At 47.5% G+C, this 1,837-nt stretch carries 3 protein-coding genes; 1 reads left to right on the top strand and 2 read right to left on the bottom strand.

What is annotated here, in order from left to right:
• On the bottom strand, nt 1-262 hold a 262-nt coding region (locus H261_RS26405), incomplete at its 3' end, for a hypothetical protein (RefSeq protein ID WP_235063042.1).
• A gap of 780 nt (nt 263-1,042) precedes the next feature.
• Between H261_RS26405 and H261_RS22725 the strand changes: the two genes are divergently transcribed.
• Complete coding sequence (locus H261_RS22725) at nt 1,043-1,480, top strand: hypothetical protein (protein WP_235063041.1); 438 nt, start codon at nt 1,043-1,045, stop codon at nt 1,478-1,480.
• 147 nt (nt 1,481-1,627) lie between these two features.
• Here the strand turns inward: H261_RS22725 and H261_RS26400 are convergent.
• Nucleotides 1,628-1,837 (bottom strand): hypothetical protein (locus H261_RS26400; RefSeq protein WP_235063040.1); only part of this gene is annotated, 210 nt, incomplete at its 5' end.

Genomic DNA, 1,837 nt, shown 5'->3' with positions numbered 1-1,837 from the left:
TTCGTTCCTGGGCCTGATGGGCTTCGTGATAGACACGGTATAGCTCGACATGGCTGGCACGGCTCTTATGGACGCCATTGAGTAGCTTGGTCACGTCCTTGTGTTCGACAAATTGAACGCGATACGTGGTCCCGTCGATGATTGCGTTTCCGGTAAATACATAGCGATCCGAAAATGAGACGGACTTCCGTCCCCGCTTTGGTTCTGTTTTGGGCGTTTCCGCCCATATGCAGATATACTCAAGTTCAAGTGATTGGTTCATTTCCTTTTTCCTGTTTCTGGAGTTAGTCCGTATTGAAGGCTAAGTCATTGAGTTAGTCCGTATTGCAGGACAAGTTGGAAAGTTAGTCCGTATTGCTCTTCAATACGGACTAAGTCCAACATGGCTATTTATGAATCAGATATATACAACACCGACAACTCATTCCTTTCGTTTGTCTCAACACCATGACGCCTTCGGCGTCGAGATGAAGTCCGTTAATGATTTCGTAGTTACAACACCGACAACTCATCACTTCGTTCTGTCTCAACACCGGGACGCCTTCGGCGTCGAGATGAATTCAGTTCATAAGTTCATGGCTACAACACCGACAACTCATCACTTCGTTCTGTCTCAAAACCACCCTGCCTCTGGCAGGAAATCAGATCGGTTACGCCTGTGGCGGCTCATGCCGAATCACATGAAGTAGCCGAAGGCGTATCATGGCCTCGACGAGCTATTTTCTGTCGGGCTAACATGAACCGGCAATTTGTTTGTTATTTGCCGATGGCTAATATATGCGGAAATATTCAGCCATATCGAATCAGGTCGCAGGCCGGTATGACCTTGCTAACTTCCATCCATGGAGAAATCAGACCATTTTGTGAAATGAATTGCGATCACTTATCAGGCCTAACGACTGATGACTAAATCCATCACTACATTGATGTCGAGACGCCATGTGGCCGTGCGGCCATATCATGAAATATATTCATGTGGCTATCTTGGCCTTTAGTAAATACGGCTATATCATTCATGCAATGTTGATGCATGGAGGCCATTATGTTGCAGCTTAAGTTCAGTAACGAAAAGAAGGTGCTTGTTTCCGAAGCACGCAAGAAGTCCCCCCGGCAGGTTGTGCTGGACGGCATTCACAATCAGGTCGAACTGCTCAAGAATCCTGGCTTCACGGTCGAACGGGTCCGTTACCGCAAGGAAACCGAAGACGGCAACACCCGTCAATGCATCAATCGTCAGCCCCAGCCCTGGTTTTGGAAGTCGGCCAAAGACGGTAACCTGCTGCTGGAAATCAGGTATGGTCGCACCGTGGTCGAACTCCAGGGACAGGGGATGGCTAACACCGTGATTGCGGGCAAGACCAACGCCGATGCAATCAAAGTGCTGGAACAGATCGCTACTGCCGTGAAGGCCGGGGAACTCGATGAACCTCTGGAGGCGGCCAGGATCAAGGCGAAGCACCGTCGCGGCAAGGTCGAGTAGCAGAGCATCATCTGATCGCATTTCGGGGCAGGTTGGTGATCAACCTGCCCCGAATGATTCTTGCATCCTTTTTTGTCCTGCCACTTTCAAATATCTTAGTTTCAATGAATCTGTCTGGAATTCTGATGAAAAAAGTTTTTTGATTTATCACTCTGATTTCCAACGTGGTTTTACAAGATTATAAAAAAGTATATTGACTTTTGGCGGATAACATGAACCGTGCTGCTTGACGCATTCAAGTGTGGTTGATATGATCTCCATGCATTTAATGGAGTGAGGATCATGAGTATCGACATTGACCGGCACATCAATATGATTAAATCGTTCCGTAACGCACATTCTGAATGTGGCGATTAC

The organism is Paramagnetospirillum caucaseum (assembly GCF_000342045.1).
GTDB lineage: Bacteria > Pseudomonadota > Alphaproteobacteria > Rhodospirillales > Magnetospirillaceae > Phaeospirillum > Phaeospirillum caucaseum.
The sequence above is the reverse complement of the archived record's forward strand: the minus strand, read 5'-3'. Positions and strand labels throughout refer to the sequence as shown.